Here is a 7,843-nt window from a genome sequence, read left to right as displayed (position 1 = left end):
CGTCGTTCGCTTCATGCGCCGGGGAGCGGTCCGGACGAGGTAACAGACAATTCTGGACCGTCCCGGCAGATCCGACGAGGGGGCATCAGAACTGCTCCGGCGCGGCGATGCGCTGGACTCCCGAGCGGGCGAGCACGCCCTGTTTGAGCCGCTCGTTCGCACCGTAGTCTTCAGCCGAATGGAAAAACAAACGCGGTGTCGTGTTCGCCGAGCCGCTTCCTGTACGCCTCCGGCGCGACCCGGCATTAGGATTTCTGCTGGTTTGCTGTAGAATCGTTGAGACTTGATCCGAGGAGTAGCAATTTGACCCTACCACCAGGATACAAGAGTTATGGCCTCACGGGAGCTTCGAACACGGCCGACGGTTGGCATCCGGTCTATGATTTGTGGTTCCCGCCCGAACTTGCCGCGATTGATCTTGACGGTTACCGACGGATTTCGGACCGATGGTTTGACGGCAGCACCAATGCCAGCCTGCTGCCGTTCGAACCGCTGGTCGAGGCGGCGATGCGGGGCGAATTGGATCAATGGCTGGCATCCCCGCGGGGGCGACTATCGCTTATCCTTGTCCTCGACCAGTTTCCTCGCGGACTGTGGGCGGGAACCCGTCGGGCCTTCGAATACGACCTCCAGGCGCTGGCGATCACCAAAGAGGGGCTGCGGAACGGGCAGTACGATGCGCTGGAGTATTCTTGGGAGAAGGTGTTCTTTACGCTACCCCTGATACATGCTGAGGGGCCAGACCAACTTGAGCGGGCGGAACAGATGATTGCGCTGACCAAGGCGCGGCTCGATCTGGGACCCATGCATCTGCTCCCGGCTCGCGAAGCCGGTTTGACCCGGGCGTATCAGAACCGCGATGTCATCGCTCGCTTTGGGCGTCATCCGCACCGCAATGCTGTCCTCGGGCGCGCGTCCACCCCGGAGGAGGTCGCTTATATTGAGCTTGGGGATTTCCCGCACAAACGTTAGAAGGCGCGCCTCAACAGCGTGACGGAGGCGCGCTCAAAAGCCTGCTAAACGCTCCGTCTCAGTATCTGCGTCGCTGACGGTGCCGTCGTGCGTCTCGGGTGATCCGTTTGATCCTGGTTTTAAGCCTGGGCGACGCATCTCGCTTGCGACCGCTTTTCGGTCCGCCCCGCATTGCCTCGACGGCGGGCGACTTTGCCCTACTGTTCACGCGGTGCCATCGCCGGCCAACGACATGTGGTTCTGCATCGGGCCTTTAATGGGAATTTCCTAGGCTGATCTGAAGGTGCCGTTCTTGCTCAGCACCCGGCCGGGATTGCGCGTCAGGAAGGCAAGCAGCTCTAGGGTTTTCGGCCGGACCGGCACGATCTTGCCGTCACGCCGGAGCGTACCCCGGTCAAGATCGAGAACCGCGCCGCCGATCCGTAGCGCCAGGCCCTTGCCCCATCGACACGCCTAATTGCACATCGTCCATGGGAGCGGCAGGCATAGGCGAGGTCAAGTCTGAAAGAGGCTGCGCAGGCGAAGCCATGGGCGGGGGCGTTCGGCGGGCGGTTCCGCGCCCGCCTCGCAAGGTGTCAGCAGGTAGAGCCAGGCCAACATCTCATGGGCCTCGCCGCAGCAGGGACCGGCAATGCCCGCAGAAACGATGCTAAGTGCTTCCCCCCGCGTCAGCGTGGTGGGCGCAACCGGCGCATCGATCCTCACATGCATGATCGACCTCCATTGTTGACGGCGGCAGCAGGGTACCGACTGCTCGCCGCTGTTCCGCAAGCATGGCCGCAAAATCTGCCTTTCGTCCTGAACGGCGGCTGATTTTTTGCTGAATTCTGCCTGCCTATCGGCGGCGCTCGCAGCGCCTTTGCCATCTGGTTCCGCCTCATCTCATCGACATCAGGTCCGTCATGAGGCCGACCCCGACCCTGACGAAGAACGTAGGTCTGGGGACCTCCTGACAGCCGATGTCCTTCAACTGATCGGACGTCAGGTCTGCTAACGCCCTGCGCCCTGCAACGGTCCGCCGCCAGGCTGTGAAGGCTGCGACTGCTGCTGCCATGCTGATCGACGCTTTCCCAAGCAGCCGGTGTTTCGATGTGCAGCTCTCTGCGTGAGCTTCCGTGTGAGCCATTTTGCTCTCCTGTTCCAGATTACGGTCGCAGCTTGTCACGGGGGCGATTTGCGGTTGTTCAGCAGGGCGTGAACAATCGTGGGAAGTCCGATGGACCGCCGTTAAATCTGCGTTAAATCGACCGGCGAAGATGCTATTCTGCTGGCTCGTTCGAAATCTGGAGAGGGGTCGTGCGTATCCGGTTGCTTGGCGGTCTCGAAGTGATGTCCGGAGAGGGCCAGCCCGTCCGCTTCGCAACGCGCAAGTCGGCACTGCTTTTTGCCGCCCTGGTCCTGGCGGGTCGCCGCGGCGCCACTCGCGAACGGCTTTGCGAAGGATTTTGGCCGGGACGAGGCGATGCGCAGTCGCGCAACAGCCTGCGCCAGGCGCTGGCCGACATCAGGCGGTGGTTTCCCGCCGCCGGCAATGCGGCCATTTCCATCGATGGGGATCAGGAAACGGTCGCGCTGACGGCAGGCCCGGACGAAGCGGATATATGGCTCTTCGAGCGCAAGCTCGCAGAGGGCGGGACGGCGGACCTCGCCTTCGCCGCCGAGCTTTACCGTGGTGACGTCCTTGCGGGCGAAGTCATTCCCGACGGTCTGGATGAATGGTTCGGCCCGCATCAGGTCAGATACCGGCAGAAAGCGCTGCAACTGGTGGAACGCCTGAGCCTCGCGCTGCCCGAAGCCGGATCCGCGGATGAAGCGGCCTGCGAACGGCTCGCGGAAAGGCTGCTTGCCTCGGATCCGACCGCTGAGCCCGCACATCGGGCGTTGATGCGCATCCACTCTGCGAGGGGGCATGAGAACGCGGCCCTGCGCCAGTTCGAGTCCTGCCGCGCGCTGCTGAAGAAGCATCTGGGCGTGGAACCCGAGGCCGAGACGCAGTCACTGGCGGCGTCGCTGCAAACGCGAGGCGGAAATCGCCAGACCGGGCCGACGCACGACACCATCCAACCGGCCCAGTCAGTCGCCACGCCGCCGAGACCGCACGACCAGCCTTCGGTGACGGTTATGCCCTTCGACAATCTCGGCGGGGCGGACGACGAGTATTTTGCCGACGGCGTCGTCGAGGAGATCACCGCCGCGCTGTCGCGCGTCCGCGACTTCTTCGTCATCGCGCGCCAGTCCGCCTTCACCTACAAGGGACGCTTCGTCGACGTGCGCGAGGTGGGTAGGGAACTCGGCGTCGACTACGTGGTCGAAGGCACTGTGCGCCGGGGCGGCGACCGGCTGCGCATTTCCGTGCAGTTGGTCGATGCCGAGACACGGGCACAACTATGGTCCGAGCGCTACGAGGGTGCGATCGAAGACGTTTTCGAGTTCCAGGACAGGATCGCGGCGCAGGTAGCGGGCGCCATCCATCCAGCCATCCGCGGCGCCGAAATCGAATTGGCCAAGAGCAAGCCGCCGACCAGCCTGCGGGCTTACGATATCGTCATGCGCGCCTATCCGAACATTTGGGGCCGCCGCAAGGACACCAACGACCAGGCGATAGAACTGCTCAAGAAAGCGATCGCAGTCGATCCGGCCTATGGCCGCGCCCATGCGCTTCTGGCTTGGTGCCACGCCTCGAACGCCGCATATCTGTGGGCCGAGCACCCGGAAAGCGAGCTGAAAAAAGCGCGTGCGGCGGTCGAAGCCGCGGGCTCGATCGGCGATGATCCAACTGCATTGACCGCCGCCGGTTCGGCATTGAGCATGTGCGGTGACCAGCAGCGCGCTGCCACCTTCATCGAAAAGGCGCTCACGCTCGATCCGAACAACGCGTGGGCATGGGCACGCCATGGCTGGATCGCGATCTACAAGGGCGAAGCCGCCTGCGCGCCGGAACGGTTCCAACGGGCGATGACACTGAGCCCGATGGATCCGTTCGCATTCGCCATGAGACTGGGAATGGCCTCTTCGATGGCCATGGCGGGTTCTCTCTCCCAGGCCGTTGCGATCGCGCGTGAGGTCATAGCCGCCCACCCCGACATCATCATGTCCTATCGGTATCTCACCGCATGGGCGGCGATGAGCGGCGATCTGGAGACCGCCCGCTGGGCCGCGCAAAAGCTGCTCGCCGCCCAGCCGGACTTCACGATCGAGCGATACCGATCGCTGCCGTTCTTTACGCACATGTCGGAATGGGCAGACCGGGTGGTCGAAGCCTTGAAGCAGGCGGGATTGCCCGAGCGCTGACTATCTTCGGCCCATCCTTGGTTTCAACTTGGATGACATGATCGCCCCCTGCGCCCTGGCTAGGATAGCGATCCTACCGGCCCACGATCATTGCGCGCCGTTTAATTGGCCACAGCATTAGCATGTTGTGACCGCCTGCAAAACGATGTCTCGAAAGCTTGCAGCTTGCGCAAACGCAATATCTCTCGTGTTCGTTCGCGATTTCAGCACTTGGCAAATGGCTAGAATCTGCTCACGGCCGACATTGTAGGAAAGCCAAGGGCTGCTCTAGGTGTCGCAACATACTCCTGACTCACAACGATTTCAGAAAGGCCATGAGTTCCTTGTCCTCCTTCCATGAGCGAGCGGGGCGCGGCTGACCGACTTCACAAAGAGCTACGGCGTTGGCTTTCAGCGTGAGGTCGATTTCGGCATAGATGTTGGTGGTGCTGATCGAGACATGGCCGAGCCAGGCGCGGATTGTATTGATGTCCACGCCGGCGAGAACCAGATGGCAGGCCGTCGTATGTCGGATCACATGCGGGGTTATCGTTCTGTCAGTCAGCTCCGGCACCCGGGCCGCGCAACGCTCGATCAAGCGATAGACCCCGAAGCGAGTAAAAGGCGTTCCGAGCCTGCTGACAAATACGGCGTCATCGACCGAGCGACCGAGGATCTCGTGGGCCAGAACTCGTTCGGTTTCTGGCCACAGTGGGCATTGGCGCGTCTTGCCGCCTTTCCCGTGCAGCGCGGCAAGATCGTGACCGCCATTCCCGCCCCCGATTTGCAGATCGCGTACCTTCAGTTGCGTGGCCTCGGAGACTCGCGCCCCGGTGTTGTAGAGAAAAAGCAGAAGCGCGTACTCGCCGCGGCCCCGCTTGGTTTTGCGGTCGGGCACGGCGAGCATGGCCTCCATTTCCACCCGGGTCAGCCATCCGACCGGTGACGGCATGGATTTCTTCGATGCGATGGCGCGGATATGACCGCACCATTCGACATGGGCGGGATCCCGGCTCCCGATGAAGCGGGCGAATGCCCGGATGGCGGCAAGCCGCTGATTGCGGGTCCGGGCGGAACAGCCGCGATCTTCCTCCAGATGCGCGAGGAACTCCAGCACCTGCCGGGAGGTGAGATCGCGCACCGCCAGCCGGTCCACGGGTTTGCGCAGCTTGCGACTGACGAACGGCAGAAGAAGGCTGAAGGTGTCCCGATAGCTCGTGCGGGTGTTTCGGGCCAGATTTCGTTCGGTGACGATATGCTCGCACAGGAAGCGTCGGAGCCATGGGCCGAGGGTTACAACTTCATGCATTCTCACCCCCGACGGCATAGTGTGCAAACCGCAGCGACGCCTGCTGCAGAAGCTCCGGCGTCATCGACAGGTAGACCTTCGTGCCTTCCAGATCGGAATGGCCGAGATAGGTGGAGAGAACGGGCAGCAATCGTTGCACATCCGCTCCCCGACGATACCAGGCAGTCAGGCTGTGAACCGCGAAGCTGTGCCGAAGGTCGTGCATGCGCGGGATCTGTCGCCCGCCTGCCATGCCATGGATCGCGGTGATACGCCGCAGTGCGTCGAATGCGGCCTGAACGGTGCTGCTGGCGAGCCGCGTGCCGTCCCGATTCGCCAGAAGGAAGGAGGTCTCGCCTTGGGCAAGCTCGCCGCGCCGCCGTAGCGGCATGTAGTTGGTCAGCACCGTCGCCAGCTGCGGTCCGATCGGGACCAGACGGCTCTTGTAGAACTTCGTGGCACGTATTGTCAGGACGTGTTCCGCCAGATCGACGTCCGCGAGTGTGAGACCTGTCGCTTCGCTGAAGCGCAATCCGGCTCCGTACAGCAGAAGAAGCAGAGTCCGGAATGTCACTGCGTCGAACTGAACCGCGCCGCGCCGGCTGATTTCCAAGGTCGCAGGGTCAAGGAGCCGTCGCAACTCGTCATGCGAGTAGATATACGGTGGCGTCCGGGGCGGCGATTTCGGTTCGCTGTTCGGAAGCGGTGAGCGAGTCGCATCGCCACGGCTGATCGCGTGCCGCCAGAAGCCGGCAAGGGCGTAATACTTGTTCTCGCGGTGTCGGGACAGTGCCCCCTTTCCTGCGAGAAAGGCCAGCACCTGCGTCGTGGCGACCGCGTCGCACGTGCCATCTCCGTCGGCATATCCGAGAAAGCGACGCAGGAGGTTCGCCCCGGTTGTGAACTTCGCGCCGTGGGCCTGTCGCCAGAGGATGTATTGCTCGATAGCCTCGCGCAGCGTCATGCCAGCCCCTCCAGATCGAAGGCCGCCACCTCGCGAAGCGCCGCGAGATTGACCTTTGCGTAGATCGCTGTGGAAGATGGGTCGCGGTGCCCGAGAAAGTCCCCGATCACCTTCATCGACATGCCCTGATCCAGAAGATGCTGGGCTGCAGCATGCCGTAAGACATGCGTACCTCGTCGGCCGGAGACGATGCCAATGCCGGCCAGCCGATCATGGACCATCTTGCCCAAAACCGCTCTGCCGAGCGGTCGGATCGGCGCGCGAACTGTGAAGAAGAGGCGACGCCCGAAGCCGGATGGCCGTGCCTCCCGTATGTAGCGCAGGATGGCATGTCCGACCTCATGCGACAGCGGCCAGAGATGGGTCCGTCCGGGCTTCGGGCAGCGGACACGGAGCATCTCGTTCTCCCAGTCCAGATCGTCCAGTTGCAGGCCGCGGACCTCCCCGGCCCGCAGCCCGTAGGCGATGAGAAGCATCAGAATCGCCGTGTCGCGCTTGTCGACCGCGCGATCTCCCACAACAGAAGCGAGCAGGTGCAGAACATCCTCGCGCCCGAGGCCCTTCGGCACGTTGTCATCGGCCATAAATCGGGGCGCCATGATACCCGCAGCCAGCCCGGCGCGGCACCAGCCGCGCGTTTCGGCAAACACGAAGAAAGCCCTCAGACGCTGAGCGTAGTCGTGTATTGATCGGCGCTTCCAGACCCCTCGCTTATGTTCTGCCGCAATGACATCGTCGATGTCCGCCATCCGGATGGCGTTCAAGGCAACACCCCTTTCAGCCGCCCAGAAGAAGAAGTGGTCGGCGGCGGCGCAGTAGGCTTGTACGGTCGCGTTGGAGAGGCCGCGCTCCTGGCGCAGCCACCTCTCAAAGATCACGATCTCTGCGTGATGCGGGTGATGCTTATGCTCGGGCTCGTCGAGCCACCCCAGGAAGCGCAGCCATTGTATTCCGCGACCGACAAAGTGCGCCTTCGCCTTGGGCGAAGCTGCCCCAGCGTATCTGTGTCCTTTTGGCAGGGCCCAGATTGCTGCTGCGTCTTCTATTTGGGGAACGCTGACCCGGACGCCTTCTCGCAAATCCAGTAGTCGGACGAGACTGAGTTGATCATTCGCATGCTTTCGTAATGTTGTTCGGCGAGCGCCCAGTTCATTAAGGTGTCGAAGGTATTGAGCGCGTGGCTCGGATAGCGGCGCTGCTCGATATCTCTCTGCAGTTCGAGGAAAGAAGATTGCTTCAAACATACTTGTGCCTCCATGTTGGTTGAGGCTCAAGCTTTCGCACTGAGCACCGTGACGAAAACCCTGCTGCGTAGAAGGTGCTCAATGATCTGTTAAATAAAGCAGCCA

At 62.4% G+C, this 7,843-nt stretch carries 5 protein-coding genes; 2 read left to right on the top strand and 3 right to left on the bottom strand.

The genetic code is table 11. The annotated features are described in order from the left end of the window. Nucleotides 1–303: 303 nt before the first annotated feature. Nucleotides 304–972, top strand: a complete 669-nt coding sequence (locus tag NKH13_RS35325) for a DUF924 family protein (protein WP_352917452.1) — start codon at nt 304–306, stop codon at nt 970–972. 1,296 nt (nt 973–2,268) lie between these two features. Further along, nucleotides 2,269–4,263 carry a BTAD domain-containing putative transcriptional regulator gene (locus NKH13_RS35315; protein WP_352917450.1) on the top strand — a complete coding sequence of 665 codons (1,995 nt, stop codon included), beginning with the start codon at nt 2,269–2,271 and terminating at the stop codon, nt 4,261–4,263. Nucleotides 4,264–4,555: 292 nt separating this feature from the next. Here NKH13_RS35315 and NKH13_RS35310 read toward each other — a convergent pair whose 3' ends face one another. From NKH13_RS35310 to NKH13_RS35300, 3 genes are read right to left on the bottom strand one after another with little or no spacing between them, the layout of a single operon-like run. After that, the gene (locus NKH13_RS35310; RefSeq protein ID WP_352917448.1) at nt 4,556–5,551 is read right to left on the bottom strand and encodes a tyrosine-type recombinase/integrase; all 996 of its coding nucleotides are present in this window, start codon (nt 5,549–5,551) and stop codon (nt 4,556–4,558) included. Beyond that, entirely contained in the window at nt 5,544–6,494 is a 951-nt protein-coding gene (locus NKH13_RS35305; RefSeq protein WP_352917446.1) for a tyrosine-type recombinase/integrase, read from the bottom strand. The genes NKH13_RS35310 and NKH13_RS35305 overlap by 8 nt, the downstream gene beginning before the upstream one ends. Continuing rightward, entirely contained in the window at nt 6,491–7,738 is a 1,248-nt protein-coding gene (locus NKH13_RS35300; protein WP_352917444.1) for a tyrosine-type recombinase/integrase, read from the bottom strand. Before NKH13_RS35300 ends, NKH13_RS35305 begins: the two co-directional genes overlap by 4 nt. Between the last annotated feature and the right edge of the window lie 105 nt (nt 7,739–7,843).

It is taken from the genome of Mesorhizobium sp. M1348, assembly GCF_040317925.1.
In the GTDB taxonomy this organism is placed as follows: domain Bacteria; phylum Pseudomonadota; class Alphaproteobacteria; order Rhizobiales; family Rhizobiaceae; genus Mesorhizobium.
The sequence above is the reverse complement of the archived record's forward strand: the minus strand, read 5'-3'. Positions and strand labels throughout refer to the sequence as shown.

Excerpts from the sequence above, each read along its gene's own strand:
- NKH13_RS35310 (WP_352917448.1), bottom strand. The coding sequence starts at position 5,551 with ATGCATGAAGTTGTAACCCTCGGCCCATGGCTCCGACGCTTCCTGTGC.
- NKH13_RS35305 (WP_352917446.1), bottom strand. The coding sequence starts at position 6,494 with ATGACGCTGCGCGAGGCTATCGAGCAATACATCCTCTGGCGACAGGCC.
- NKH13_RS35300 (WP_352917444.1), bottom strand. The coding sequence starts at position 7,738 with ATGTTTGAAGCAATCTTCTTTCCTCGAACTGCAGAGAGATATCGAGCA.